20 protein-coding genes and 2 pseudogenes are annotated in these 25,791 nt (G+C 68.0%); 14 read left to right on the top strand and 8 right to left on the bottom strand.

The features are described 5' to 3' along the window. Positions 1 to 211 precede the first annotated feature (211 nt). From C4T42_RS00810 to C4T42_RS00800, 3 genes are all read left to right on the top strand, one after another. The gene (locus C4T42_RS00810; protein ID WP_244603149.1) at positions 212 to 2,821 is read left to right on the top strand and encodes a hypothetical protein; all 2,610 of its coding nucleotides are present in this window, start codon (positions 212 to 214) and stop codon (positions 2,819 to 2,821) included. 105 nt (positions 2,822 to 2,926) lie between these two features. Continuing rightward, positions 2,927 to 4,651: a type I secretion system permease/ATPase gene (locus tag C4T42_RS00805; RefSeq protein WP_103984587.1), complete on the top strand. Its 1,725-nt coding sequence runs from the start codon at positions 2,927 to 2,929 to the stop codon at positions 4,649 to 4,651. Further along, positions 4,648 to 5,976, top strand: a complete 1,329-nt coding sequence (locus C4T42_RS00800) for an HlyD family type I secretion periplasmic adaptor subunit (protein WP_103984586.1) — start codon at positions 4,648 to 4,650, stop codon at positions 5,974 to 5,976. The genes C4T42_RS00805 and C4T42_RS00800 overlap by 4 nt, the downstream gene beginning before the upstream one ends. 499 nt (positions 5,977 to 6,475) lie before the next feature. Here the strand turns inward: C4T42_RS00800 and C4T42_RS00795 are convergent, their stop codons facing one another. After that, complete coding sequence (locus C4T42_RS00795; protein WP_020091090.1) at positions 6,476 to 6,700, bottom strand: hypothetical protein; 225 nt, start codon at positions 6,698 to 6,700, stop codon at positions 6,476 to 6,478. A gap of 986 nt (positions 6,701 to 7,686) precedes the next feature. Between C4T42_RS00795 and C4T42_RS00790 the strand changes: the two genes are divergently transcribed. Both C4T42_RS00790 and C4T42_RS31815 read left to right on the top strand, forming a co-directional pair. Further along, positions 7,687 to 7,953 (top strand): hypothetical protein, encoded by a 267-nt coding sequence (locus C4T42_RS00790; protein WP_103984585.1) that lies wholly within the window; start codon positions 7,687 to 7,689, stop codon positions 7,951 to 7,953. A gap of 79 nt (positions 7,954 to 8,032) precedes the next feature. Next, entirely contained in the window at positions 8,033 to 8,206 is a 174-nt protein-coding gene (locus tag C4T42_RS31815; protein WP_181049141.1) for a hypothetical protein, read from the top strand. Positions 8,207 to 8,715: 509 nt separating this feature from the next. Here the strand turns inward: C4T42_RS31815 and C4T42_RS32260 are convergent. Continuing rightward, positions 8,716 to 9,153, bottom strand: a pseudogene (locus C4T42_RS32260) (hypothetical protein); the annotation flags it as partial. Between the two features lie 76 nt (positions 9,154 to 9,229). Between C4T42_RS32260 and C4T42_RS00780 the strand changes: the two are divergent. Further along, entirely contained in the window at positions 9,230 to 10,846 is a 1,617-nt protein-coding gene (locus C4T42_RS00780) for an FAD-dependent oxidoreductase (RefSeq protein ID WP_103984584.1), read from the top strand. Positions 10,847 to 11,362: 516 nt separating this feature from the next. On the opposite strand, the gene C4T42_RS00770 is transcribed toward C4T42_RS00780, so the two are convergent. Together C4T42_RS00770 and C4T42_RS00765 are read right to left on the bottom strand one after the other, a co-directional pair. Beyond that, on the bottom strand, positions 11,363 to 12,781 hold the full coding sequence (locus C4T42_RS00770; RefSeq protein WP_042672347.1) for an ATP-binding protein: 1,419 nt from the start codon (positions 12,779 to 12,781) through the stop codon (positions 11,363 to 11,365). Next, positions 12,774 to 13,451 (bottom strand): response regulator transcription factor, encoded by a 678-nt coding sequence (locus tag C4T42_RS00765; RefSeq protein ID WP_020091096.1) that lies wholly within the window; start codon positions 13,449 to 13,451, stop codon positions 12,774 to 12,776. Before C4T42_RS00765 ends, C4T42_RS00770 begins: the two co-directional genes overlap by 8 nt. Positions 13,452 to 13,697: 246 nt before the next feature. On the opposite strand from C4T42_RS00765, the gene C4T42_RS00760 reads away from it, so the two are divergent. From C4T42_RS00760 to C4T42_RS00750, 3 genes are all read left to right on the top strand, one after another. Next, a complete protein-coding gene (locus tag C4T42_RS00760) occupies positions 13,698 to 13,895 on the top strand; it encodes a polyhydroxyalkanoate synthesis regulator DNA-binding domain-containing protein (RefSeq protein ID WP_056526371.1) in 198 nt (65 codons plus the stop codon). Between the two features lie 175 nt (positions 13,896 to 14,070). Next, a complete protein-coding gene (locus C4T42_RS00755; RefSeq protein ID WP_234081785.1) occupies positions 14,071 to 15,285 on the top strand; it encodes an efflux RND transporter periplasmic adaptor subunit in 1,215 nt (404 codons plus the stop codon). A 9-nt stretch (positions 15,286 to 15,294) separates the two neighbouring features. Beyond that, positions 15,295 to 18,444: a CusA/CzcA family heavy metal efflux RND transporter gene (locus C4T42_RS00750; protein WP_103984582.1), complete on the top strand. Its 3,150-nt coding sequence runs from the start codon at positions 15,295 to 15,297 to the stop codon at positions 18,442 to 18,444. 318 nt (positions 18,445 to 18,762) lie between these two features. Here C4T42_RS00750 and C4T42_RS00745 read toward each other — a convergent pair. After that, positions 18,763 to 19,939: pseudogene (locus C4T42_RS00745) on the bottom strand (IS3 family transposase). A gap of 732 nt (positions 19,940 to 20,671) precedes the next feature. Here C4T42_RS00745 and C4T42_RS00735 point away from each other — a divergent pair. From C4T42_RS00735 to C4T42_RS00715, 5 genes are all read left to right on the top strand, one after another. Continuing rightward, positions 20,672 to 21,880, top strand: coding sequence for a site-specific integrase (locus C4T42_RS00735; protein WP_244603148.1), 1,209 nt, complete (start codon positions 20,672 to 20,674; stop codon positions 21,878 to 21,880). Next, complete coding sequence (locus C4T42_RS00730) at positions 21,864 to 22,622, top strand: hypothetical protein (RefSeq protein ID WP_103984581.1); 759 nt, start codon at positions 21,864 to 21,866, stop codon at positions 22,620 to 22,622. Before C4T42_RS00735 ends, C4T42_RS00730 begins: the two co-directional genes overlap by 17 nt. Before the next feature lie 114 nt (positions 22,623 to 22,736). Next, positions 22,737 to 22,964, top strand: a complete 228-nt coding sequence (locus tag C4T42_RS00725) for a helix-turn-helix domain-containing protein (RefSeq protein ID WP_210202145.1) — start codon at positions 22,737 to 22,739, stop codon at positions 22,962 to 22,964. A 204-nt stretch (positions 22,965 to 23,168) separates the two neighbouring features. Then, positions 23,169 to 23,462 (top strand): hypothetical protein, encoded by a 294-nt coding sequence (locus C4T42_RS00720; RefSeq protein WP_103984580.1) that lies wholly within the window; start codon positions 23,169 to 23,171, stop codon positions 23,460 to 23,462. A gap of 50 nt (positions 23,463 to 23,512) precedes the next feature. Continuing rightward, a complete protein-coding gene (locus C4T42_RS00715; RefSeq protein WP_244603147.1) occupies positions 23,513 to 24,688 on the top strand; it encodes an AAA family ATPase in 1,176 nt (391 codons plus the stop codon). 116 nt (positions 24,689 to 24,804) lie between these two features. Here C4T42_RS00715 and C4T42_RS00710 read toward each other — a convergent pair whose 3' ends face one another. From C4T42_RS00710 to C4T42_RS00705, 3 genes are all read right to left on the bottom strand, one after another. After that, positions 24,805 to 25,050 (bottom strand): hypothetical protein, encoded by a 246-nt coding sequence (locus tag C4T42_RS00710; protein WP_103984578.1) that lies wholly within the window; start codon positions 25,048 to 25,050, stop codon positions 24,805 to 24,807. Positions 25,051 to 25,145: 95 nt separating this feature from the next. Next, complete coding sequence (locus C4T42_RS31410; RefSeq protein ID WP_146073980.1) at positions 25,146 to 25,391, bottom strand: hypothetical protein; 246 nt, start codon at positions 25,389 to 25,391, stop codon at positions 25,146 to 25,148. Between the two features lie 70 nt (positions 25,392 to 25,461). Then, positions 25,462 to 25,704 carry a DUF6522 family protein gene (locus tag C4T42_RS00705; RefSeq protein WP_103984577.1) on the bottom strand — a complete coding sequence of 81 codons (243 nt, stop codon included), beginning with the start codon at positions 25,702 to 25,704 and terminating at the stop codon, positions 25,462 to 25,464. Between the last annotated feature and the right edge of the window lie 87 nt (positions 25,705 to 25,791).

Here is a 25,791-nt window from a genome sequence, read left to right as displayed (position 1 = left end):
TATTACTACGAATGATAGTTGAGCATGTCATCGCTGCGACGAATATCGTGGTCCGGGACCGAAGCCCGACGCGGTTGGACCTCCTCCCTCGGCGGTGTCGTGACAGGCCGCACGCAGCAACGGCAGGCCGCCGGCTCGGTATTCTTTACCGACGCTCGGGACTGCAACCCATAATTGTACTGCCGGTTACGCATCAAAACCGGAGGTGCCCATGTTGTCGTCCCCTCTCGCCGCACTCAACCCGTCGTCACGCTCGCTCGAATGGCTGGTCGGGTCCAGCGCGCTGCTGTCCTCCACCGCACTATCGACCGGCCAATTGACGAGTCTCGGTCCGATTACCTCGCTCATCGAGAGTGCCGTCGACGTCGGTGCGACGGACGAGGGCGGATCACTGCTTCCCGGCGCGCTGGCCGATACCGCGAACCAGATCGTCCTCGACACCCATGCGCAGCTCGAGAACGCGGGTCATCAGGTCGCGGCGCTGAACGGCCCGCTCCACGGTCTGACCAATCTCGGTGAGACGGTCGGGCTCGGTCATATCGGCGAGGCCGGCAACCTGATCACGGACCTGACCGGCGCCGTCGCCAACCCGACCGAGGCCGGCAGCGTCGTCCCGGTGTTGAACGATGCCGGGCAGGTCGCCGAGGCTGCCGGAACCTTGCTGAATACCGTCACGGCCCTGCCCGTGGCCGGCAACGGACTTTTCGGCTCCGGCGGTACGCTCGCGCCGGCGGTGGGGATTCTCAACCAAGCCGTCCTCGACCTGCACACGACGCTGGAGGATGTCGGCCATCAGGTCCCGGTGCTCAACGCGCCGATCCACGGCCTCACCGGCCTCGGCGAGACGGTCGGCCTCGGTCACGTCGGCGCGGTGGGCAACCTCCTGACGGACACGCTCGCCGTGCCGGGTTCGCTCCTCACCGGCGGCGGCCTCGCCTCGGCCACGCCGGTCCTCGCGGATCTCGGTTCCGTCCTCGAAGCGACCGACACGCTGATCACCTCCGTCACCGGGGCCGCGACGGCCGGCGGGCTGCTCGCGTCGGGCGGCCTTCTCGCCCCGGCCGCGAATCTCGCGAACACCGCCGTCCTCGACGTCCACATGACCCTCGAGAACCTCGGGCACGAGATCCCGCTGCTGAACGGCGCTGTCCACGGCCTGACCAATCTGGGCGAGACCCTCGGACTCGGCCATCTGGGCGAGGGCGGAAACCTGCTGACCGACGCCGCGGCCCTGCCCGGTGCCCTGCTGGGCGGCCAGGGGCTCGGCGCATTGTCGCCGATTCTCGGCGATGTCGGCGCGGTGGCCGGCGCGGCCGGCGGATTGCTCGGCAGCGTCACCGGCATCGTCGGCGACCTGGGGGGAGCGGGCGCGCCGGGCGCGGGCAGTCTCCTCACCCCCGTCACCGCCGCGGTGGATGGCCTGCTCGGCACCGTGACCGGCGGCGCACCGGACGGAACCGGCGCCCTGCTCGGGCCGAACGCGCCGCTGCAGCCGGTGGGCGCTGTCGCCAACACGCTGATCGACACCGTCCACGGGGCGCTGGAGCAGGTCGGACACGACGTGCCGCTCCTCAACGACCCGCTCCACGCGGTGATCGCGCTGGGCAACACGGTCGGACTGGGGGAACTCGGCGACAGCCACAACCTGCTCACCGACACCATCAACCTGCCCGGCGCGATCCTGACCGGGAACGCGTCCGGAGGCGTGGCGCAGGTCGTCGACGACCTCGGGCACGTGGCGGGCGCGCTGGGCGGCGTCGTCGGCTCGGCGACCGGCCTCCTCGACTCGGCTGGCGGCGGTCTCGGATCCGGCCTGCCGGGCGGCGGTCTCCTGGCACCGGTCACCTCCGCCCTCGGCGGCCTGACGGGGGACCAGGGTGCCGGCGCCCTCGACGGTCTGCTGGGCGGCTTGAACGGAGGCCCGGGTTCCGGCGCGGCCGGCGAGCTGCTCGGGACGAACGCGCCGCTGCAGCCGGTCGGAGACGTCGCCAATACGCTGATCGACGGCGTCCACGCGGCCCTGGAACAGGTCGGCCACGACGTGCCGGCCCTGAACGACCCGCTCCACGCCGTGATCAACCTCGGAACCACGGTCGGCCTGGGGGAACTCGGCGAGTCGAGCAACCTCGTGACCGATGTCGTCAACCTGCCGGGGGCGGTCCTGAACGGCGACGGAGGCCCCGCGGTGGCGCAGGTCGCGAGCGATCTCGGGTCCGTGACGGAGGCGGCCGGCGGCGTCGTGGGCTCGGTGGCGGGGATCCTTCCCGCGGCCGGCGGGGACGGCCACCAGGCGGGCTCCCCGGTCGACGGCGTCGTCGCGACCGTGACCACGGTCCTGGGCGGGGGCGAGACCGGTGGGGCGGGGAGCGCCGTCGGCAACCTGCTCGGCACGCTCACCGGCGGCACGTCGGGCGAGCCGGGAGCCGAGACGCACCCGTTGATCGACGTGTCGGCGGGCCCGACGACCCCGACGCCGGTGGCGGACGTCGCCGTGCTCACGCCCGCCGCCGATCCGGCCCACACCGTCGACGTGAGCGCGGTCGCGGTGAGCGCCGATCAGCCGAGTCTGGCCACGGCGAACCTGCTCAGCGGCGACAGCATCCACCTGCCGCAGACGGGCGGCGGTGCCGACTCCCTCGTCGGCCACCTCGTGGACGCGGTGTCGGGGACCTCCGCCGCGCCGGCCGAGGCGGGCGCCTCCCAGGGCGTGAGCGTCGATCTCGGCGTCGCCACGATCGATCTCGGCGGCCACACCGAGGTCCAGCACACGGACCCGACCCCCCACACGGCCACGACCGGCCTGCACCTGCTCGGCCTGTGAAACGCGGCCCCCGCCGCCGACGCGGCGGGGGCTTCCGCGACGCCGGGGCCCGACTCGCGTCGGCCCGAACCGCTCCGCTGACGTGCCAAGCCGAGGGATAGACCTGTGACCGATGAACGCGTGTTGCGTGTCGCGAAGCGCCGCGAGTTCTGGTCCGCCGTCAGGGCCGGGCGCACGTGCCTGATCACCGTGATGATCGTCAGCGGTCTGATCAATCTGCTGATGCTCACGGCCCCGATCTTCATGCTGCAGGTCTACGACCGGGTGCTGCCGAGCCGGAGCATCGCGACGCTCGTCGGCCTCGCCGGCATCACGCTGATGCTGCTCGTGATCCAGAGCGTCTTCGAGATCTTCCGTGCCCGGATCCTGGCGCGCTTCGCGCGCCTCGTCGACGAGCGCCTCGGTCCGCGGATCTTCCGGACGCTGCTGGTCCGCGGCGCCGAGATGCCGCGCAGCGATGACGGGCCCCAGGCCCTGCGCGATCTCGACACCGTCCGCGGCTTCGTGTCGAGCATGGCGGTCAGCGCCTTCTTCGACCTGCCCTGGGTGCCGCTCTACGTCGCGGTCTGCTTCCTGTTCCATCCCTGGCTCGGCGCGGCGGTGGCCGGGGGCGCCCTGTTCCTGTGCGTGCTGACGATCCTCACGGACTGGGCCTCGTCCGCGTCCACCCAGGAGGCCGTCCGCACGGCCGGTGAGCGCCGGTCCTTCACCGACATGGCGCACCGGACGGCACCGCTACTCTCGGCGCTCGGGATGCGGTCCCGGATCGCGGAACTCTGGCGGGTCCGGGCCCGGCGGAACCTCGACGTCGCGGCGTACGGGAACGACCTGGCCATCGGCTTCGGCACGACGGCGCGCCTGCTGCGCACGGTGCTGCAATCCGGCATCCTCGGTCTGGGCGCCTTCCTCGTGGTGCGCGAGGAGGCGACGGCCGGCGTGATGCTGGCCGCCACGATCCTGTCCGCGCGCGCCCTCGCCCCGGTCGACCTGGCGATCGCCAACTGGAAGTCGTTCTCGGGCGCCCGGCAGGCCTGGGGCCGCCTCGTCGCGTTCCTGCCCCGGCGGGAGCCCGCCGCCCTCACGCCGCTCCCGGCGCCGCGGGAGAGCGTGCGCGTGACGGCCCTGTCGATCGCGGCGCCCGGCACCGACACCCTGGTGCTCCACGACGTCAACGTCGCCCTCGCGCCCGGAAGCGCCCTCGGGGTGATCGGGGCCAGCGGCTCCGGCAAATCCACCTTCGCCCGTGCCCTCGTCGGACTGGCGCGCCCGAACCGCGGCGTGATCCGCCTCGACGGCGCCGCGATCGACCAGTGGGATCCCGATGCCCTCGGGCGCGCGGTCGGCTACCTCCCGCAGGACATCGAGATGTTCGACGGCACGATCACCGAGAACATCACGCGGTTCGATCCCGAGCCCAACCCCGAGGCCCTGCTGGCGGCCGCCCGGGCCGCCGGCGTGCACGAGGTCGTGCTCCGGCTGCCGGGCGGCTACGACGCCCGCGTCGGTTCCGGCGGCCTGGGCCTCTCCGGCGGTCAGCGGCAGCGGATCGCGCTCGCGCGGGCGCTGTACGGCGATCCGTTCCTCGTGGTCCTCGACGAGCCGAACTCGAATCTCGACGTCGACGGCGATCGCGCCCTGTCCGCCGCCGTGCAGGGCGTGCGCGCCCGCGGCGGCATCGTCGTGGTGATCGCGCACCGGCCGAGCGCCCTGGCGGCGGTCGATCGCATCCTGGTCCTCGGGGACGGGCGCGTGCAGCTGCACGGCCCGCGCGACGAAGTTCTGTCGAAGCTGAACGCCCTGACGCGGCAGACGCCCACGAGGGTCGCATGACGACGGATCGCACGCCTGACGGGCCGGTTACGGATCCGACATACGAGACGCGCCGCTCCCTGCGGCGGCACGTCGCCGGCGTCGCCGCCGTGATCGTGGTCGCCACGGGCGCGGGGGCCTGGACGGCGGCGACGGAATTGTCCGGCGCCATCATCGCCACGGGCTCGCTGGTGGTCGAGAGCAACATCAAGAAGGTCCAGCATCCGACCGGCGGCGTCGTCGCCGAGCTGCCGGTTCAGGAGGGCGCGCGCGTCCAGGCGGGCGACCTGCTGGTCCGCCTGGACGCGACCACCGCCAAGGCCACCTACGACAGCGTCACCAAGAGCCTGTGGGAGATCGCGGCGCGCAACGCCCGGCTGGAGGCCGAACGCGACGGCCGCGCGAGCCTCGCCATCGCCCCCGAGCTCGAGGGAGCCGGACCGGATGTGGCCCGGATCGTCGACGGCGAGCGCAAGCTGTTCCGCTTCCGACAGGACGCGCTCCAGGGCCAGAAGGCGCAGCTCCGCGAGCGGGTCGGGCAGCTGAACGAGGAGATCAAAGGCCTGTCCGAGCAAGCCGCCGCGAAGGAGCAGGAGACCGCGATCATCGGGCGGGAGTACGAGGGTGTCGAGGATCTCTGGCGGAAGAACCTCATCCAGCTGACCCGGCTCACGAGCCTTCAGCGCGACATGTCCCGCCTGAAAGGCGAGCGCGGCGTCCTCGTCGCCAACATCGCGCAGATCAAGGGCAAGGTCTCGGAGACCGAGCTGCAGATCATCCAGCTCGAGCAGAATCTCCGCAGCGACGTCGCGAAGGAGCTCGCCGAGAACCGCGCCAAGGCGGCGACGCTGACCGAGCAGCGGATCACGGCCTTCGACCAGCTGCAGCGCATCGAGATCCGCGCGCCGCAGACCGGCTACGTGCACGAACTCGCGGTCCACACCCGCGGCGGTGTGATCTCCCCGGGTGAGCCGATCATGCTGATCGTGCCGACCGCGGATTCCCTCGTCGCCGAGGTACGTGTGGCGCCGCAGGACATCGACCGGTTGCAGACCGGTCAGGCCGCGGGGTTGCGCTTCCCGAGCTTCGACCAGCGGACGACACCCGAGCTCAACGCGCGCGTGACCCGGATCGCGGCCGATGTGAGCGAGGACAAGCGGACCGGCAGCTTCTACTACCTCGTCCGTCTGGGCGTGACGAAGGAGGAGATGAAGAGACTGGACGGGGCCAAGTTGATGCCCGGCATGCCCGTGGAGGCCTTCATCCGAACGGCTGACCGAACGGTTCTGTCCTACCTCACCAAGCCGCTCGTCGATCAAGCCCGGCGGGCGTTCCGGGAAAAGTGAGATCCACCCGGTCGCCCGCATGGACGGTCACGGAACCTGCCGAGATCGCGGAGCTGATCCCAACAGGACCGACTGTGTCGCGCTCGGCGAAACGCCGGTCCGAGCACGGGGAAGCACCGGCCAACGCACGTCCGCCTTCGCGGGCGGCGCGCATGCGAGAAGCCATTCCGCTTCTACCCGCTGCAGTTGTTCAACGCGGGCTGTGGAGCATCATCGCCTGGCGGCGGACGCACTGGGCAGGGGGCCACGGTGCGGAGGCGAGGGGTCACGAAGCCTCACAACGAGCACGGCTGCGAGCGCGGCGGTGACCGCGAGAATCGCGATCGTCGTGAGTCGGTCAGGCGGTCTCCGCTTCATGGCCACGTCTTAGCAGCTGCGCCTGCTCCCCGCAGGATGCGGACCTGACTCGCCCCGACGCGCCCGGCTCCGATCGGGCGCCGGCCGGCGCCGTGCCGATCCCGGTGCACATGGCTCGGCGCTGCGACCTTCTCCGATCCTGCTACCGGTTGGTGTCAGACGCCCGCGGCCCGATGGGTTCGCAGGAGACGAACAGGCTCACGAACCAGAACAGGGTCATGGCGGCGATCGCCGCCGCGGTCCCGAACAAGGGGCTGACGATCAGCGCGGCCAGCACGCCATGCTTCCACATCAGGGTAATCGCGATGAGCCAGCCGAGGCTCGCGGCGATAGATACCCGGATGATGCAGCATTCGGATGCCTGCATCACAACCTCCAAGTTCCATATACAACGCATACGTGCATGAAACGGTGATGGTTCAATGTGGCAAACTGCTGGGTTCGCGAGGGATCAGCTGCTCGGCACTGCCGAGCCGGGGCCGACGGCCCCTTCTCACGCGCGCGACAGCGGGTGAGACAATTCGGCATCCTCCACGTTCGATCGTCCGTCACACGAAGTGCGGCGGCAGGATCATGACCTGGGCGTGCACGACGAGACTGAACGCCATGGCGGCCGTCACGACGGCGTCGACGAGACGGTTCGTCAGGGTGATCGGCTTGGTCATCGTGGCCTCGTCAGCTCGGCTGTTCCGAGGCGGCCTTATGGTCAAGCTGGATGTCGCCAGGATTGCTCCGATTGTTGCATGAGGCTGGCAGGATCGACCTGCGCCGGCCGGAGCGCTCGGATTCCGGTCTCCCACTTCGCGACATCGCTCTCATCGCGGTCCTTCGCGAGAGGCCGACCGCCGGGACGTCAGCCAAGCCCTGCCGCATCTCGGAACAGGCTGAAGGAGCGGTCTGCCGCTCAGCACCGACGCGGGCCTCGCGCCCAGCAGCGTAGGCGGCCTCCGCGGGTCTTCCGTGTCTTCGGTCTTCGGGTATCGGGCGTTCTCCGTGTTGAGGAGGTCCACAGCCCGCTTCAGAGCAGGTCCGGGGGCGGCACGGACCATGAGGTGGCGAGGTTCGAGGTCGGAGATGCGCTTCCGAGACCCGCGCCCGCCTCACCTTGGGTCGCGGCGAGGGTCGCACGCCGCCGCTGAGGCTAGAACGCGTTACCGGTCACCCTGTCGGGCGCCGCCATCCTGCTGTGTTCACAGGCCCATCGGCAGGTGGGCAACCCAACGGCGGGTGCTGCTCAGGTTCTGCGTAATCCGAACCCGAGGCGCCGGGGGGATTTCCCGTTGAGGTGACGCTAATCCGACACATACCACTTTTAGTTGCATTAGCCATCTGGAAGAGGGGGCGGCGCGTCAGATGTCGGAAGCCATCCTTGCACGCGATCAACGGACGGAGTGGTTGCCCAGAAGCCGGATCGGTCTCCTGATTTTCGTGCCGGGCGCACTGCTGTGGATCTCGATCGTCCTCTGCATGCTGCCGATCACAGTACTCGCATTCCCTGCGGAATGGATGTTCAAGGACAGGCCGAACCTCCATGCGACAGCCGTGACGATTCTCGTGTGCCTCGGCGCAGCCAATGTCGTGATCGCTCCGGCGACCGTGCTCTACCTCCTGTATGCCTGACTGGCGGGCGGGCTATGTGCTCCGCCGCAGGAACCAAGCTTGCGGACATCGCCTCGGTAGGCTGATGCGACGGTGAATCATGGCTCACATCGAGACAGTGTCGGTTCAGGATCAATCCATGCGTCCCTGGATGGATCGCTTCCTCACGATGATCATGGTCGCAGGCGGCGTGGCGACGGTGGTGTGGATCGCCGCGATGATGGTGGTCGGCTGGCAAATGGCCGTCGTGCTGATGGGCCTGAGTGCGGTCTGACAGGCGTCCCTGCCTCAGGGTTGCCGCCACTGCTCCCGAGACGCCCGTTCCGCGACGGGGTGCGGGACCACGGGCGCCCGATGGCGAAGCTGAGCGGGGTCAGCCTCCACCGCCGCCCCCTCCCCCTGTTCCGGGTCCGCCGAGGTTGCCGTCCTTGTTCGGCGTGTTCCAGTGGATGATCCCGTCGCCGGCGGGACGCGGCGCGGTATTGGGCGGCCGCGGGAAGGCGAAGGGGGAGAACGCAGTCGCGCCGCGCGGGGCGGGGTTGCTCGCTCGAGAACGCCGGGCGACAGCTTCGGTGCTCACGAAGCCCGCGAGCGCGACAACGAGCCACCTGATCGCCGCGCTATGCATGATCGACTTGCCTCGCGCTGAGGTGCGCCACCGAGCGGCGACGGCTGTGCGCAGGGTAGCAGGATCGCTGCGCTTTCGCAGCGGCAACCCATGTCCCTCCGTCTCGTCAGCGCGCGCAGGACGCCCGATGCCGTGTAGCGGTTCGCTTCTGCTTCCAGCTTGGCGAAAGCCAGCTTCGAGGTTCGGTCGATGGCCACAAACAGGTCAAGTTTGCCTTCTTCTGTCCTGACCTCGGCGATATCGATGTGCATGTAGCCGTGGGATGATCGGCGAAGCGCTTCTTCTTGGGCTTGTCGCCTTCCTTCTGGTAGGCGACTGATGCCGTGCCGCTCCAGGCAGCGGTGCAGCGACGAGCGGGTCAGGTGCGGGATCGTGGGCTGTAGGCCGTAGAGGCAGTCGTCCAGCGGCAGCAGGGTGTGCCGGCGGAAGGCGACGATGATGACCTCCTCCGCTGGGGTCAGAACCGTCGAACGGGGCTGCTTCGACCCCATAGCGGCATCACCTGTCGTCTGCCGCGTTCGCCACTTCTGGACTGTCGGCGGGGCATCTCTCGCAGCATGACGATCGACCGTACCACCACACCGCGGGATCAAACATCGAGGGTCTTGCCTGTAGCGGCCGAGCCATCGATGCTGCGCCGCAGCGGATGGCCTACGACGGGAGCGACCCTTGGAAACGATCGGCCGTGACCTGCGGGAGATGCAGCGCATACCCCTCGCTGCATCGCATGTCGCCGCATTGCGGGCGATCGGGGCCGAGAAGCACTACTCCGCAGGCGCCTTTCTCGTTCGTGCCGGTGAGCCAGCCGATCGCTTCGTGTATGTCGAGGCCGGCGAGATCGAAGTCGTGAATCCCTTTACGGACGAGCGCCATCTCCCATCCACCCTCGGTCCGACCCAGTTCATGGGCGAAATCTCGTTCCTGAACGGCGGCGTTTGGTCGATGCCCATGCGGGCGAGCGCAGATACGGTCGTCACCGAGGTGCCGCGCCCCGAGATGCTGCGACTGATGTCCGAGATCCCGGAGATGTCGGACATCATCATCACAGTCCTCGCCGCACGGCGGCGGCGGCAGCTCGACTCGCACGACGGCACGCTCGTGCTCATCGGCGAGGACGACGACCGGAGCGTACGGCGGATCGCCGAGTTCGCGAGCCGCAACCGGCTTCCTTACAGGACCTATCCGTTGGGCAGCCCGGAGGCGGCAAGCGTCGCAACGGCCTGCTCGATCTCGGCAAACCGACCGGCGGTCATCTTCGGCCGGGACGTGGTCGTGACCGAGCCGACGCCCGCCAAGGTCGCGCGGCTGCTCGGCCTCGACTACAACCTCGTCGACGACGAGGCCTTCGACGTCCTCATCGTGGGCGGCGGGCCGGCCGGGGTGGCAGCGGGCGTCTATGCGGGTGCGGAGGGGCTGCGCGCGTTGGTCATCGAGGATGTGGCGATCGGCGGTCAGGCCGGCACATCGAGCCGGATCGAGAACTACATGGGCTTCCCGACCGGGATCTCGGGCGCCGACCTCGTCTGGCGCGGCGAGATCCAGGCGATGAAGTTTGGCACTCGCTTCGCGATGCCGCGACGGGTGGCGAAGTTGGAGCGGCTCGAGGACGGATCGTTCTGTGCGACGTTTGACAACGGCCGGCGCGTTCGGGGACAGGCCGTCGTCGTCGCGACCGGCGTCCAGTACCGAAGGTTGCCGATCGACCGCCTCGAAGCGTTCGAGGGCGCCGGCATCTACTACGCTGCGACGGAGATCGAGGCGCGCTACTGCCGGAATGCCGAGGCAATCATTATTGGCGGCGGCAACTCGGCGGGCCAAGCTGCGATGTATCTCAGCCGCTCAGCGCGACACGTTCGCCTCCTGGTGCGCGGGCAATCGCTCGCCACCTCCATGTCGAGGTACCTGTCGAGCCGGCTCGAGGCAGACCCGGCGATCACGATCGAGTACGGGGCCGAAGTCACCGACCTGCACAGCGACGACCATCTCGACGCGGTGACGATCCGCACCGGCGCCGACGGAGCGACGCGCAGGATCTCGACCTGCGCCGTGTTCGTCATGGTGGGCGCCGCCCCCAATACCGGCTGGCTCTCGGGGCTCGTCGAGCTCGATGGACACGGCTTCGTCCTGACCGGAGACGCGATCGGCGCGCATTCGCCTTACGCGACGTCGCATCCGGGAATCTTCGCGGTCGGCGACGTCCGCGCCAGCTCCGTCAAGCGGGTCGCAGCCTCGGTCGGCGAGGGATCGGTCGTCATCTCCAAGGTGTGGGAGCACGTTCGGTCGTAGAGTTCGCCGCCCGGGACGCACACGATCGGAGCGCCGGATCGGCGAACGGCCGTTTCTGGGAAGCTCTGCTGACTATCTGCCAGACTGTTTCGGGTGGCTTCCTGCCCATCTGCTTCCGACCGGCGGATGTCCCGAAGCGGACATCTCCACGGGGACCGCTCACGCCCTCGCCGCACCTTCGAACAGCTTGTCCCAAGGTGTCGGGGATGGGAGCATACCACCGAGGAATGCCGGGAAAGCCTTCACGTTTGGATCGCCGCGTCGGCTCTCCGGCCACAGCGCCGTGAACACAGAGCGCTCAGTGGCGAAGCTCTGCAGGACCGGCACGAACGCGCCCCGCTCGACCTAGTGACCGGCCAGGTCACCACCACGACGCGCTCTTCTGAACGTCCAAGATGGGTGGATCTGAAACGGCCCGCTTTCGACTGGCATAGACATGGAAGCAGACGTGCCGCGACATTTCTTGATACGCGAGCCCATTGGCAGATCATTTAGCGGGCATGGCCAGAAATTCATTCAAAAATTGACAAGCGGATCTTTTCTCGAAGCCGTCCAATAAGTAGAAGACGTGCGGTCTTCGATGGTCAAATTCGGGAACGTCATCGCGAAACGGCAACCACCCTTTTCCGACGTGCGAACACTCACGCTTGCGGCGTGAATCTTGGCGATGGCGGCGACCAGGCTGAGGCCAAGGCCGTTGCCGGGGGTCTGGCGGGACATCTCGGCGCGGTAGAAGCGGCGGAAGACCTTCTCGTGCTCGCTCGCCGGCAGGCCTGGGCCGGTATCTTCCACGGCCACCTCGATCGCTTGGCCGGTCCAGGCGACCCCGACCCGGACGGTCCCTCTGGGGGGCGTGAACTTCACGGCGTTGTCGATGAGGTTCGACAGGGCCTCGAAGCAGAGGTCCCGGTCGCCGTGGACGGTGAAAGGCCCCACCGCCGACAGGACGAGCCGGACGCCCCTCTCTTCAGCCTCGGGCTCGAAGAAGTCGACCGCCGCAGCGGCGACCTCCCCGAGATCGACCGGCGCGAAGGCGGTCCGGCGGCCCTCCTCCATCGCGCCGATCCGAAGCACGGCCGTCACCATCGCGAGTGTCTGGTCGATCCAGGCGAGGCCCTGATCGATCGCCTCGTGCAATTCCGCCACCGTTCGCGCCTGCGCCCGGCTGCGTTCCAGCCGGGCCCGCAGGCGGGTCAACGGCGTCCGCAGGTCGTGGGCGACGGCATCGCCGACGCTGCGGACTTCGCCCATCAGTTGCTCGATCTCGTCGAGCATGCGGTTCACGTTGGCGGCAAGGCGGTCGAACTCATCGCCCCGGCCTCCGACCGGCAGGCGCTTGCCGAGGTTGCCGCGCATCACCTCGGCGAGCGCCACCTCGGTGGCGGCGAACCGCCTGCGGCCCCGGCGGGCGAGGACGAGGCCGCCGATCCCGGAGAGCGCCAGCATCGGCAGTAGCCCGAGGCCGAGCGCCCGCAGCGTCGTGACCCGCACCCGGTCGATGTCGTCGGTGTCGTGGGCGATCACCACCGTGCCGCCGCCGGGCAGCGCCAGGGCCGCGGCCCAGATCTCGTCGGCGAGGCTGCGGCCCCCGACCTCCACCGTGGCGTTCACCCGGTAGGCATCCCCGTCCCGCGGCAGCCCCTTCGGCATCGCATCGAGGTTACCCGCGCGCCGGACGCCGTCCGGAGCGAAGTCGCCGCCATAGTGCCGGGCATGCGGGTCCATGGCGGTCCAGGTGTCGACCCGCAACGCCGTGGCGGCGGGGTCGGCGGCGGCCGCGCGGACTTCCAGCCGCAGGGTCTCGGCGAGTTCCTCCCGCAGGTAGGAGGCCGTCTGCCAGTAGATGAAGGCGAACATCGTCAGGGCGAGAAGCACCGACCACAGGGCGATCCCCACCGCCCACCGCAGGGTGGTCGAGCGCAGGAGGTCAGTCATCGGGCGTGAGGGTGAAACCGACGCCGCGGACGTTCTGGATCAGGGGCGCCTCCCCGGCCGCCTCAAGCTTGCGGCGCAGGCGGCCGAGATGGACGTCGATGAGGTTCGATTTCGGAGTAAAGCGGTAGTTCCAGACCTCCTCGAACAGCATCGCCCGTGTGACGATCCGACCGGGCGCGCGCATCAGATAGGCGAGGAGCTTGAGTTCCCGAGGCAGGAGGTCGAGGTCGCGCGCGCCGCGCCGGCCCGTCCCGGCGATCAGGTCGATCTCCAGGCTTCCGACCCGCAGCAGCGTCTCGCGGGTGTCGACCGGGCGGCGGAGCAACGCCTCGATCCGTGCGGCGAGTTCGCCGAGCGCGAAGGGCTTGGCGAGGTAGTCGTCGCCACCAGCCCGGAGGCCGCGGATGCGCTCGTCGACGTCGCCGAGCGCGCTGAGGACGAGGGCCGGTGTCCGGTCCCCGTCCCGGCGCAGGTCCTGCAGCACGCCGAGCCCGTCCTGGCCGGGCAGCATCCGGTCGAGGATGATCGCGTCCCAGCCGCCCTGCCGCGCCGAGCGAGCGCCGTCCGGCCCGGTCGCGGCCCAGGCGACCTCGTGGCCGCGCCCGCGCAGGTCGTCGCGCACGTCCCCGGCCGTGTCCCCGTCGTCCTCGATCAGCAGCAGCCTCGCCACGTGAACCCGGTCCTCCCGCGTTGCCAGTGTGTCGCATGTCGGCCCTGCGGTCTGCGCGAGGAAGCGACTGTGAACCAGAATTTAGTGGCGCCCCATCGGCTTCGTCCAATTTATTAGAATGACTCTAGCGCGCACCTCGGGCCCTGTTCGGCTGGGCGCGATCCTCAGCGGGCTCCTCCGATGTTGTTCCTGCTACGCCGCTTCCCCGCATCCGCCGCGATCCCCCACCGCTGAGGGAGTCCACACATGCCCCGGAAGCGGCGGCCCCGCCGCCTCATCAACCGTTACGCCCAGAGCCGGCTCTACGACGTCGAGACCCGCACCTATGTCTCCGTCGAGCAACTGCGGGAATGGCGCGGCGAGGGCTTCGAGGTTGTGATCCGCGAGGTCGAGACCGGGCGCTTCGTCAGCGACGAGGTGCTCCCCACCGGCTTCGACGCATGAACCTCATCCGCGGAGCGTCCGGCCCGACCGGTCGGCAAGCTGCCTGTCCATGTCGCTGAACACCGAAGCGTCCGCGCGCCCCGCGGAGGTCTCGGAGGCATCCGAGACCGATGGCTTCGGGCGCGGGGATGCCTCCGCGCCGACTCCGATTGTGAGCCGGAGCCGCGCGCCGCGAGTGCTGCTCATCCTGGCGGTGCTGGCCGCCGTGGCCTTCGCGGGCTGGACCTATCGCGGCCCACTCCTCGCCGGCCTTGGCCTCGCCCCGCCCGCGGTCCCCGAGGCGAAGGCGGACCGTTCCGACGACACCCCGGCGAACCCCGATCTCGTCACCCTCGACGGGGCGGGGCAGACGCGGATCGGCTTGGCCTTCGGCACGGCGGAGACCCGCCGGATCGTGCTCCCGGTGCGGGCGCCGGGCACCGTCGCCTTCGACGAGCGGCGGGTGACGCATCTCAAGCCGCGCACGCAGGGACGTGTACTGAGCCTCGCCGTCCAGCCCGGGGACCGGGTGACGGCGGGGCAGACGCTCGCGACCCTCGATGCCGCCGGCCTCCTCGACGCCCGCAACGGGCTTCAGGCGGCTGAAGCCGCCCTCGGCGAGGCGCGGGCCTCCGAGGCGGTGGCGGCGCTCCAGGTGAAGCGTGGGCTGGAGCAGCTGAAATTCGGGGGCGTGGCGCAAGCCGAGGTCGAGCGGCGGCAGGTCGATCTCGCCAAGGCACAGGCGGCGGTGAAATCTGCGCAGGCGAACGCGGAGATGTACCGGGCGCAGTACCAGCGCCTCGCCCCGGCCGAGGGCGCCGCGCCGGGCACCAGCGCCGTGGTCACGCCGATTGCCGGCGTGGTGACGAGCGTCGGCATCACCCTGGGCGAGGTCGTCGATACCGGGCGCGACGCCTTCACGGTGGCCGATCCCACCCGTGTCGTCGTGCTGGCGAACCTCTACGGGGCCGACATCTCCCGGGTGAAGGCCGGGGATGCGGTCTCGGTGGAGAGCCCGGTGCCCGGCCATCCGCCCTTCGAGGGCCATGTCCGCTCGGTCAACGCCGCCCTCGATCCGGTGACGAACACGGCGCCGGCGCGGATCGAACTCGACAACCCGCAGGATCTCCTGCGCGCCAACCTTTTCGTCTCGGTGACGGTCGGGGCTGATCTCGGTCGCGACGGCGTGACCATCCCGGCGGCGGCCGTGCAGCAGACGGACACCGGCCCCATCGCCTTCGTGCGCACGGCCCCGGACAGGTTCGAGCGGCGGGCCCTGACGCTGGGCATCCAGCGCACCGACTGGGTGGAGGTGCGCCGAGGCGTGGCGGCGGGTGAGAGTGTTGCGACCGCGGGCAGCTTCGGCCTGAAGGCCATCCTGCTGCGCAGCCTTCTCGGCTCGACGGATTGAGCGCCGGCGATGAAGAGCTGGTTCGCCATCCTGGTCCGCCGCCGCTTCCTCGTGCTGATGATCGCGCTGGCCGCGGCGGCGGGCGGAGCCGCTAACCTCGAAGGTCTCTCGATCGACGCGGTGCCGGACATCTCGCCGAAGCAGGTGATGATCCTCACCCTGTCGCCGGGGCTCGGCCCCCTGGAGGTCGAGCGGCTCGTCACCTTTCCTGTCGAGAACGCGATGGCCGGTGCGCCGGGGCTCTCCAACGTCCGCTCGACGTCCCGGGCCGGCGTCTCGGCGGTCTACGTCACCTTCGACGAATCCGTGTCGGTCACAGCGGCGCGGGCGGAGGTGTTCCAGCGCCTGCCCCAGGCCAAGAGCCTGATGCCCGCCGGAGTCGGCGATCCGCAGATGGGTCCGATGGCGACCGGGCTCGGCGAGATCTACCAGTTCGAGCTGCGCGGGCCCGCCTACACGCCGATGCAGCTCAAGCGCATCCTGCAATGGACCATCGCGCCGAAGCTGAAGCTCACCCCCGGAATCGCCGACGTGAACATCTACGGCGGCCAGATGCCGACCGAGGAGGTCCGCGTCTCGGCGGACGCGCTGCGCCGCTACGGCGTGACGCTGGCCCAGGTCTACACGGCGCTCGCTGAGAACAACGCCGCCCGGGGCGGCGCCTACATCGAGCACAACGACCAGCAGGAGACGATCCGCGGCCTCGGCCTCGCCAAGGGCCCGGAGGACATCGCGAACATCGTCGTCGCGACGGGCCCCGGCGGCGTGCCGGTGACGCTCGGCACGCTGGGCACGGTGCAGGAGGCCCCCAAGGTCCGGCTCGGCGCCGTCACCCACGACGCGGAAGGCGAGACCGTCGTCGGCATCGCGATGATGCGCTACGGCGAGAATGCCAGCGCCGTGGTCGCGGAGGTGAAGAAGACGATCGCCGCCCTGCGCCAGCAACTGCCGCCGGGGGTCGAGATCGTCCCGTTCTACGACCGCAGCGCGCTGGTGGACCGCACCATCCGCACGGTGGAGCACAACCTCCTCGAGGGGGCGGTGCTGGTGATCGTGGTGCTGCTCCTACTGCTCGGCAACCTGCGCGCAGGGCTGATCGTCGCCGCCGCGATCCCGCTCTCGATGCTGATGGCGTTTGCCGGGATGCGGCTGCTCGGCCTGTCGGGCAATCTGATGAGCCTCGGGGCGATCGATTTCGGGCTGATCGTCGACGGCGCGGTGGTGATGATCGAGAACGTGCTCCGCGCCCGGGGCGAGCACCCGGACCGCCCGGCCCACGACGTGATCCGCGACGCCGCCGCCGAGGTGGCCCGCCCGGTGATCTTCGCGGTGGCGATCATCATCATCGTGTACGTCCCGATCCTCGCGCTGGAAGGCGTGGCCGGCAAGATGTTCGCCCCGATGGCGCTCACGGTGATCCTGGCGCTCGCCTCGTCGCTCGTCGTCACCCTGATCCTGATGCCGGCGCTCGCGGCGCTCTTTCTCGCCGGGCGCGGTGTCAATGAGCGCGAGACGCGTCTCGTCCACGCGGTGCGGGGTGTCTACACGCCGGTGCTGCGCTGGGCCGAGCGGCACGCGCTCGCCACCGTGCTCACGACGGTCGCCCTGTTCGCCGGCTCCTGCGCGATGGCCACGCGGCTCGGGGGCGAGTTCCTGCCGAAGCTGTCGGAGGGCTCGATCGTCATCACCTCCGAGAAGCTGCCCGGCATCGCGCTGAACGCCTCGCTCGCCACCGTGACCCGCATCGAGCGGGTGCTGAAATCCTTCCCCGAGGTGAAGCGGATCGTCTCCCTCACCGGCAGCGCCGAGATCCCGACCGACCCGATGGGCGTCGAATCGACCGACAGCTTCATCACCCTGACCGACCCCTCGACCTGGAGGACCGCCGACAGCCAGGAAGGGCTCGTCGCGGCCTTCGATAAGCGCCTCCGGGAGGAGGTGCCGGGCGTCGCCTACAGCTTCTCGCAGCCGATCCAGATGCGGATGGACGACCTCTTGGAGGGCGTGCGCGGCGACGTCGCGATCAACCTCTACGGCGACGACCTGAAGGTCCTGAAGGACACGGCCGATTCCATCGTGCGGGTGGTCTCAGGCATTCAGGGCGCGGCGGACGTGAAGGCCGAGGCGCAGGCCGGGATGCCGGCGCTCTCGATCCGGGTCGACCGGGTCAAGGCCGCCCGCTACGGGATCAACGTCTCGGACGTGCTCGACGTGGTCGAGAGCATCGGCGGGCGCCCCGCCGGCATGGTCTACGGCGACGACAATTCCATCACCGACATCGTGGTCCGGCTCGACCCGGCCGACCGCAGCGACATCGAGCGCATCCGCGCCCTGCCGGTGGGGCGGCCGCGCAAGGAGACCGGTCCCGCCATGACGGTGCCGCTCGCGATGGTGGCCTCGGTGGAGGTCACCTCCGGCCCGGCCCAGATCAGCCGCGAGCGGCTGCAGCGGCGGATCTCGATCCAGGCCAACGTCCGCGGCCGCGACGTGCAGAGCTTCGTGGACGCCGCGCAGAAGGCCGTGTCCGATCAGGTCAAGCTGCCGCCCCGCTACGCGCTGCAATGGAGCGGCCAGTACCAGAACCTGCAGGAGGCTACCGCCCGCCTCTCGGTGGTGGTGCCGGCGGCGCTGGCGGGGATCCTCGTCCTCCTCGTCGTGATGTTCGGCGACATCCGCCGCGCCGGGCTGATCTTCCTCAACGTGCCGATGGCCGCGACGGGGGGCATCCTTGCCCTCTCTGTGCGCGACATGCCGTTCTCGATCTCGGCGGCGATCGGCTTCATCGCGACCTTCGGCATCGCGATCCTGAACGGCGTGGTGCTGACGAGCACCATCCGCGACCTCGAAGCTTCCGGCCTGGACCCGCGGGAGGCGGCCACCCGGGCGGCCGAGAGGCGCCTGCGCCCGGTGATGATGACGGCCCTTGTCGCAGCGCTCGGCTTCCTGCCGATGGCGCTCTCGACCAGCGCGGGTGCGGAAGTGCAGCGCCCGCTCGCCACGGTGGTGATCGGCGGCCTGATCACCGCGACGCTGCTGACGCTCGTCGTTCTTCCCGCCGTCTATCCGGTGATCGCAACGTTGCGCCTGCCCTTCGGCAGGGTGAGCAAGCGACGGCATTCGAAGCCCCGCCAGCGGATGCAGCAGGGGACCGGTCGATGAGCGCACTCACGGCGACGGCTGCGTTCGCCGTGGGGCGAGAGTACCGACGTTGCTCGCGACATAAACTGCTCGAGTTTACGAGTTCGCCGCGTTGAACTGCTTCGAACAGGGAATCTCAGGTACAGTCGCCGCCGACTTCGATGCCTACCGACCGTGCGCGGCCGGTCGCAGATGACCGCTTTGGGCGAAAGCTTGGCCGCGATCCGGGCGGCCGGCATGGGTCGCCAGCGGAACGTCCGCATATGCCCCCATCTTCATAGCCTCGGTTCGGGTGTCTCCTTGACCTGACCGGTATTTTGGACCGAGCCGATTGAGAGACTACTGCATGGTGGCGGCCATGGAGAGCCGGAAGGCCAGATCTGGGAAGCTGACAGGCGCAGGTGGCCGATAGCCAATCGACGAATGCGGTCGGACGCGGTTGTAGGTAGATTGTCATCGACCAATCACGATCTGCGCCTCCTTCAGCGAGCAGAAGATCTCTTGGCGTAGGCACTCGTCGCGCAGCCTACCGTTGAAGCTCTCACAGTACACGCTCTCCCACGGCGAGCCGGGTGCGATGTACTGAATCTGTGGCCCCGTCTTGGCGACCCATTTGCGCAGCGCCTTCGAGATCAGCTCGGGGCCGTTATCGCAGCGGATGTGCTCCGGGAGGCCGTGCAGGCACATCGCATCGGCCAGCGTCTCGATCACACCTACGCTGTTGATGCGTCGGGCCACCTTCAGCGCCAGGCATGTCCGACTGTGCTCATCGATCAGCGTCAGGACGCGCAAGCTGCGCCCGTCATGTGTCTGCGCCTGCACGAAGTCGAAGCTCCCCACATGGCTGCGGCGGAGCGGCCGCAGTCGCACGCATGAGCCGTCGGTCAGCCAGATACGGCTGCGCGGCCGGTGCTCCCGGGGGACCTTCAGCCCCTCGCGAGGCCAGATGCCCTCGTCCTGAGGTTCTCGAAGGATGAACCCGATCCTTGCCCACCGGCCAGCCGTTTGCCTGCAGCAGCGCGGTGAAACGGCGGTATCTGTCGCGCCGTACTCGGACGCCAGGGCCATGATGGCGCGGGTCAGCGCATCCGCGTCGGCCGGCAGTGTGGGCACGTAGCGTGGGCACGTAGGGCTGCGTGCCCCGGTGCAGGCCGACGATCCGGCAGGCGTGACGTTCGGAAGAGGCCGTACTTCTCCCGGATGCCATCGACCGCCTGCCGGAGCCGCTCGGGGGCTACAAGTTTCCCGAGGCGACGTCCGCCAGTACCTGCTTTTCCAAAGACAGGTCCGCCACGAGCCGCCGTAACCGAGCGTTCTCGCGCTCCAACTGCTTCATTTTCCTGGCTTGGTCGACTTGGAGGCCGCCGTACTCCTTGCGCCAGCGTGAGTCGCTCTGCTCAGAGATCTCCGCCTCCTCGCACGCCAGCGCCAAGCTTTTGCCTTGTGCCGTCTGCACCTCGATCTGGCGCAGCTTCAGCACGACCTGCTGCCCGCTCGTCTTCTGACCTCGCCGCAGGTCCGACGCCTTCGGTCCTGGCTGATCCTCTCAATCAGCCCGGTCCAAAGCCAGCCGGTCAGGTCACGAGACACCACCCATACTCGATGTGAGAAGATACTGGCCGACGCGCTCGGCGAGCATCTCGCGCTCGCCTATCAGCGTACCATCGGCAGTCGCGAGCCAAAACTCGCCGAGGTCGGCCTCTGACCAACTTGGCTACGCCGGCCCGGCCGATCGCGCGGAGCAGTACTCGGCGTTCTTCTGGGGCAAGATCGAGCCGGTCATCGGGATGCGACTCGCCCTCTCACGCTGACTGTCGGTGGGCGGATCTGAACTCCCAATCACTATAGTCATGTGTCCGGCAGCGAGCATGACCGCTGCCGCATGGGTCCTCGCCCCGGCTGCGCTATCAGAATGACTCTCGAAGAAATCGGCCTTGGTGATGATAGCGAGCAACGGGTTCGCCCTCGCGCGCGGGCACATCGTCCATCTACATCCGGTACAAGCCGTTTCGAAATGTAGGGCGCAACGTGGGCCGGCTACTGCAACCCCGTCAGAAGACTCAGTTAAATCAACGATTAAATTCAAGTACGTGGCGGAGAGGGGGTCTTTCCAAAAACTGTCCTCGACTGTCCGCCACTGTCCGTGACGCGTTGTTTTTCTTCACTCGCCCTCCCCTGGCCCGTCTATCCGTACACGCACGGACACGCTACAATCCGGCTCCTATTTGTAGGTAGCGTTGTAGGTATCGTGTCGAGACGAGCGCCAGGGCAGCTCAGCGCACTGAAGGTCTCCCGCACCCGAGACCCGGGCCTCTATGCCGACGGCGGCGGACTCTACCTGCAGGTCACGAACGCCGAGGCGCGCTCGTGGATCTTCCGGTTCATGCTGAACGGCCGGGCGAGGTCGATGGGCCTCGGTTCGCTGCATACCCTGACGCTGGCCGAGGCGCGTGAGAAGGCTACCGAGTGCCGGAAGCTCTGCCTAGACGGGATCGACCCGATAGAGGCCCGTGAGAAGGCTCGCGCAACCGCGCGACTCGACGCAGCCAACACCATCACCTTCGACGCCTGCGCGGAAGCTTATATTGAGGCGCACAAGGCCGGCTGGCGCAATGCGAAACACAGTGATCAATGGCGCAACACCCTCGCCACCTACGCCTCGCCCGTGTTCGGCGCCCTTCCCGTTCAGGCAGTCGATACTGGGCTGGTAATGCGGGTGATCGAGCCGATCTGGGGCGGTAAGACGGAGACGGCCACGCGGGTGCGTGGACGCATCGAGTCGGTGCTGGATTGGGCCGCTACCCGTGGCTACCGGCAAGGTGAGAACCCGGCGCGCTGGCGTGGGCACCTGCAGAACCTGTTGCCGAAGCGCTCGAAGGTTAAGCGCGTCGAGCATCACGCCGCCCTGCCCTTCCGCGAGATCAGCGAGTTCGTCGGCCGCTTGCGGGCGCAGTCCGGCACGTCGCCGCTCGCTCTGGAATTCACGATCCTGACGGCTGCGCGCACAGGCGAGGTGATCGGCGCGACCTGGGACGAGATCGACCTCGCCGAGCGAACGTGGACCGTGCCGGCCGGGCGGATGAAGGGCGGTCGCGAGCACCGGGTGCCTTTGTGTGATCGGGCCGTAGAGATCCTCGAAGGCTTCAAGGTGCTCGGAGACCGGCACGTCTTCCCCGGCGGTAAGCGCGGCAGGTCACTCTCCAACATGGCGATGCTGGAGTTGCTGAAGCGCATGAATCGGCCGGATCTAACCGTTCACGGCTTCCGGTCGACGTTCCGCGATTGGGCGGCTGAGACGACACACTTCCCGAACGAGATGGTGGAGATGGCGCTCGCCCACATCATCGAGAACCGGGTCGAGGCAGCCTATCGGCGCGGTGATCTCTTCCAGAAGCGGCGCGAGCTGATGGATGCGTGGGCGCTAATTGTAGGAGGTGCGCATGGCCGAGCCTCCTGAGCCTGCGGATGCCGGCCTGATGGCGGAGATCCTCGAGGATGCCAGCGCCGCCAGCATCTTGAGCGCCCCGGATCGCCGTGTGGTGGTGACCCTTCTCATCGAGCGCTGCGTCCATGCGAGGCTGGAAGCGACGGAGGAAATCTTCCGGCGTGCCTATGGAGATCAGAATGGGCGGGCGTACTGGTCAGGCTGGCTGACGGCCGATTTCTCCGACCTCCATCAGTTCATCCGGTTCGTGGAGATCCACAACGGCAAGGCGCGGGACCTGCTCGACATCACGCGTAGCCCTATTCTGGAAGCATTCTCTGTCGCCTCTAGAGCTAGGCCAAGCTGGCTTCGTCATGACAGCGGCGAGAGCCAGGATCTTGGCCGAACTAATCACCCGCAGTATCTGGCCCACTGGCAAATTTGCCGCGGTCCCGCCGTCCGTTGGCTTCTGGAGCATCCTGAGTTCAACGAACTATTGCCCGCGCGGCTAGCAGATGCGGCTCGCGGAGATGCTGCTCAGGAAGAAGCTGCATCGGTATCCGAACGAACAACACCGCAAAAGCTGATGTGCCAGGAAGCTTTTGAGGCCCTCTTCCCAACGGGCATTCCGACCCGAGGCCAAATCTCGGACCAGAGGCTGGCCGACAAAGTCCAGAAGTACATCAAGCAGTCCAACCGAACGCCGCCTTCCGAAGACACAATTTTGCGGGCGGCGGGCAGGAAGCCAATCAAAAAGCGGCCGAAGTCGGTCTAGGGCAACAAGCTTATTGCCTTAGTTGCCTTTGTTGCCCTCTTCACGAAGGCAGCGCTGCAGCCCTAGTTTCTGCCTATCGGCGCGGACACGTGCTGACAGAGAAGGAATAGACCCATGAACTCGAAAGAGTCTCAGGCGTCGCAGGGAGACCTGCGCGCGCCACCGATGAAGCTTGCCTACTCGGTGAACGAAGCCTGTCAGGCTCTGAGCCTCAGCAGAACCACGGTCTACGAGATGATTGCTGATAAGCGGCTTCGGTCGTTCAAGGTCGGCGTCAAAACGCTGATCCCGGCCGACAGCCTGCAGCGCCTCGTGGCCTCTCTTGAGATGGAGGCGGCGTAGATTGGCCCACAACGTCAGAACCCCCGGCGCTGGTACGCCGAGGGCTCTGGGAAATGTCTGCTTGGCGGCTGACGATCTCAGAGATAACCTACACCACGTTGACCTTCAAGCGCGCCGGATCACCGCGCGCCTAAAATGCAGCCCGGCCGTTGCCGCAGTCTACGCGGCCCACGCCTTCGACCTGCCTGAGAACTGGAGGCGCGCATGAGCGCCCCCACCCTCAATCCCGACGACTTTGAGTTCGGCGACCCGAACAAGCTCCGCGCCTACATCGCCGAGCGAATGGCGGCCGTCGCCATGCGGGCCGATCTCGTCAACACCTACGCCGCTTTGGGCGACGACGCCGGGCTCCGGTACTCGATGCGCTGCGCCGCTGCCGAGTTTCGAGCTGCCCTGAACCTGCTCGGCGACCTGACCGAGCAGACCGAACGCGTGCGCCAGCGGCGACAGCCCTCGCCCGCTTCCCATCCCCAACCCAACTCGGAGGCGCGCCAATGAGAGCGCCACATTTTGCGGCCGAACTGGACCGGCTCAGCGAGCCTGCTCCCGTGCCCTTCAAGCGCGATCCGCCTCACGTCGTCAGTTCATCCCCCATCACGCTCCGATGGCACGGCGAAGCGGATCCGGAAGCCGATCGCGCTTGGCTAGTCCAAGATCTGATCAGCGAGACCGGCAAGGGGCTGATGCCCGGTCAATGGGGTTGCGGAAAAACTTTTACCGCCATCGACTTGTCAGCGTCCGTGATGACCGGTCAGCCGTTCGCCGGGCGGCGCGTTCTCCGGCAGGGCGGTGTGCTGTTCGTCGCCTCCGAAGGAGCTTTCGAGATCCCGATCCGGCTTCGCGGTCTTGTTCAGGGTAAGCTTGGCTCTGAGCCCGCCGAGCACCTGCCTTTCGCTTGGATCGACGATTGCCCCCGTCTCCTCAGCACTGAGGCTGTCACTCAGCTCGTGGCGGTGGCCAAGGCCGCGGCCGAGCATCTGCGCCAGGTGTTCGACCTGCCACTTGCGCTGATCATCGTTGATACCGTCGCGGCAGCGGCCGGCTTCGGAGATGAGAACTCGGCCGCGGAAGCCCAGCGGGTGATGAACGCCATGGAGGCGCTGAGCCGTCAGACCGGTGCGTTCGTCCTCGGAGTCGATCACTTCGGCAAAACCACCGAGACTGGCACTCGGGGATCCTCGGCGAAGGAAGCGGCTGCGGACGCGGTTCTCGCCGTGCTCGCCAATCGTGATGAGGGCGGCGCCATCAGCAACACGCGCATGGCGATCCGGAAGGTGCGTGGCGCTCGCTGCGGGTATGAGATCCCGTTCGATCTGGAGGTGGTCACAGTCGGCGAGAACTACGACCGCGAGCCGATCACTACCTGTGTCGTGAACTGGCAGACGGACCGCACGTCTGCGGCAGCCGTCACGGCCGGCAAGGAGCGTTGGCCGACATCGTCGAAGGTGTTCCGGCAAGCGCTCCTGACGAGCCTCGCCGACCACGGCATCCGCGCGTGGCCGTTCGGCAATGAGGGCTCCGAGGTCCGTGCCGTTCCGCTGCAGGCCGTCAGGACGGGGTTCTTCGCCATCTACCCGGCGGATGGCGACGACGAGGCCAAGCGGACAGAGGCCAAGCGCAAGGCGTTCAAGCGGGCCGTCGAAGCATGCCTCGGCCGCAGCCTGATCGGCTCGGTGGCTCTCAACGGCGTCGATCACCTTTGGCTTATTGAGGCGTCGGAATGAGTGCCGCGACCGGACGGACAGGACAGATCCCTAGGGTTTTGTCCTGTCCGTCCGGTGCCGGACGCCGGACATACGGGACATCTGTCCGGAATGTCCGGGTTGTCCGGCCACGGTCCTTAATCGGTTTGGTCGTCGACTACCGGCACAGCAAAGAACTTGAATGGATCCTCGACCACCCCGCCCTCGGCATCCATCGCGTCAGCGCAGTGCTGGCTCTCGATCGGCGTCGAAGGTCGAGACGTGAAGGTGGCGGTAGGCGCCTCTAGGCTTGCGGCTCTGATTTGCTTCTCGACTTCGCCCTCATGGGTCGAGTGGCAGAACATCCAGGGCTCGCCGTCCTTCTCGATCGTCACGTAGGCCATGGGCATCTCCTGCGGTTCGGCAGGGACAACGCAGCAGGATGCGATTGGGCAGCGGGCTATCGTCGCGGTGCCGATCCGATCTCTCAGCCCGCTTCCTAAGCTGACCTCTCCGGCCGGTCGGTCGGCTTCCGTATCCGTTGCAGCGCCGTGTCGACCTCAGCCTCTGCCGTACCTTCCAGCGTAGTGATAGGTACAGCAGCACCTTTGAGGTCAAACGCGGCCACGCTCCAGCCCAACACAGCAAAGAGCCGACACCTTTCGAGAGCGATCCACGCCGTTGCACATGGCAGCCGCACCGTGTCGTCGCCGCGTACCGCGCGGATCGTGTAGGCGTAGTTCACGACTACCTCCCGCTCGGTTAAACCGGCGCACCAATCATACTCGTTATTGAGGATATCTTCCCGGCGCAGGTCACCACATCTCTTCGCTGATCAGCGAGCCGGTGTGATCGAAGATGCCCGACCAGCCTTTGTCCTCCAGGCGGACAGTCACGCGCGAAAGACCCGTGTCCTTGCCGGTTCCTGCTGCGAGTTGAGCATCAACGCGCCCCCGCTGGTTCAGGCGTTTGAGCAAAGTGGCGCTGATACCGAAGCGGGAGGCCAGATCGCGAGGATCCACCATCCAGTCGCCTTCAAGGCCGATGTCGAGCCGCATGGAGTAATCCTCCTACAGCTCGGCAGCAGATGCGGGGCTGAGACTGACGGTAACACCATCACGCCGGTCGGGATATCGTTCTTCGAA

The organism is Methylobacterium sp. 190mf (assembly GCF_900107945.1).
GTDB lineage: Bacteria > Pseudomonadota > Alphaproteobacteria > Rhizobiales > Beijerinckiaceae > Methylobacterium.
Note: the sequence above shows the minus strand (reverse complement) of the source record. Positions and strands in the feature narration are given on the sequence as shown.

Bases quoted from the DNA above. Each gene is read 5' to 3' on its own strand.
- C4T42_RS00810 (WP_244603149.1), top strand. From the start codon at position 212: ATGTTGTCGTCCCCTCTCGCCGCACTCAACCCGTCGTCACGCTCGCTC.
- C4T42_RS00800 (WP_103984586.1), top strand. From the start codon at position 4,648: ATGACGACGGATCGCACGCCTGACGGGCCGGTTACGGATCCGACATAC.
- C4T42_RS00795 (WP_020091090.1), bottom strand. From the start codon at position 6,700: ATGCAGGCATCCGAATGCTGCATCATCCGGGTATCTATCGCCGCGAGC.
- C4T42_RS00790 (WP_103984585.1), top strand. From the start codon at position 7,687: ATGTCGGAAGCCATCCTTGCACGCGATCAACGGACGGAGTGGTTGCCC.
- C4T42_RS31815 (WP_181049141.1), top strand. From the start codon at position 8,033: ATGGCTCACATCGAGACAGTGTCGGTTCAGGATCAATCCATGCGTCCC.
- C4T42_RS00770 (WP_042672347.1), bottom strand. From the start codon at position 12,781: ATGACTGACCTCCTGCGCTCGACCACCCTGCGGTGGGCGGTGGGGATC.
- C4T42_RS00760 (WP_056526371.1), top strand. From the start codon at position 13,698: ATGCCCCGGAAGCGGCGGCCCCGCCGCCTCATCAACCGTTACGCCCAG.
- C4T42_RS00750 (WP_103984582.1), top strand. From the start codon at position 15,295: ATGAAGAGCTGGTTCGCCATCCTGGTCCGCCGCCGCTTCCTCGTGCTG.
- C4T42_RS00730 (WP_103984581.1), top strand. From the start codon at position 21,864: ATGGCCGAGCCTCCTGAGCCTGCGGATGCCGGCCTGATGGCGGAGATC.
- C4T42_RS00725 (WP_210202145.1), top strand. From the start codon at position 22,737: ATGAACTCGAAAGAGTCTCAGGCGTCGCAGGGAGACCTGCGCGCGCCA.
- C4T42_RS00720 (WP_103984580.1), top strand. From the start codon at position 23,169: ATGAGCGCCCCCACCCTCAATCCCGACGACTTTGAGTTCGGCGACCCG.
- C4T42_RS00710 (WP_103984578.1), bottom strand. From the start codon at position 25,050: ATGGCCTACGTGACGATCGAGAAGGACGGCGAGCCCTGGATGTTCTGC.
- C4T42_RS00705 (WP_103984577.1), bottom strand. From the start codon at position 25,704: ATGCGGCTCGACATCGGCCTTGAAGGCGACTGGATGGTGGATCCTCGC.